Below are 895 nucleotides of genomic sequence, written 5' to 3' on the forward strand. Positions count from 1 at the left end.
TTCAACGTATATGGACAGCAGGAGCAACACAAAGGCCGTATGGCATCCGTCGCCTTCCATCATTTCCACCAATACCGAGAACACGGTTATGTTAACCTGTTCGGTGCCAATGATGGCTACGGCAATGGCAAGCAAACACGCGACTTTGTCAGCGTAGAAGACGTTGCCAAAGTTAACCTTTACTTCTTCGATCATCCTGAGCTTTCAGGTATCTTTAACCTCGGTACAGGCCGCAGCCAACAGTTTAACGAACTTGCCGCCGCAACAGTCAACGCCTGCCGAGCAGCCGAAGGCAAGCCTGAAATGAGTTTGAAAGAGTTGGTTGAAGAAGAACTTATCCGTTATATCCCATTCCCAGATGCACTTAAAGGCAAATATCAGAGCTTTACTCAAGCGGATATCACCAAACTGCGCGAAGCCGGGTATAAAGAAGAATTTTTGGATGTAAAACAAGGCGTCAGCCGTTACGTTAAATGGATGCTGGAGAACTTGGTTTAAGTTCTTTGCTTAAATGAAGAAAGGCCGTCTGAAAAAGGATTTTCAGACGGCCTTATCATTTTGGGAAATTTTAAAATGAGAAATTTACTTTTCTTTGATGGAAATTGGAATAGTATTTTCAAAACTCATGTTTTATAAAAGATTTAGCTTATCAGGGGGATATCTGATGGGGTATTGGTTGATTACTTTTCTAAAAGCGGTTGGGATAATTAGACGTAAATAGGTATAAATAGGCTAAGGTTATGGCCTATAAAAATAACTGAAAGTTCTTGTTTTGTAGATTGTAATAGACGAAAAAATAACCGCCTAAAAGCGGTAAATGGTGCCCGGAGCCGGAATCGAACCGGCACGGCCGGTTTAGGGCCGACGGATTTTAAGTCCGTTGTGTCTACCTATT

The 895-nt window shown here is 42.3% G+C and carries 1 protein-coding gene; it reads left to right on the forward strand.

The window, feature by feature from the left end; all coding sequences use genetic code 11:
• A partial coding sequence (locus ACTHS3_RS15560; RefSeq protein ID WP_440368448.1) for an NAD-dependent epimerase/dehydratase family protein occupies positions 1–498 on the forward strand: 498 nt, incomplete at its 5' end.
• Positions 499–895: the final 397 nt, after the last annotated feature.

The organism is Neisseria sp. P0009.S007, assembly GCF_051962515.1.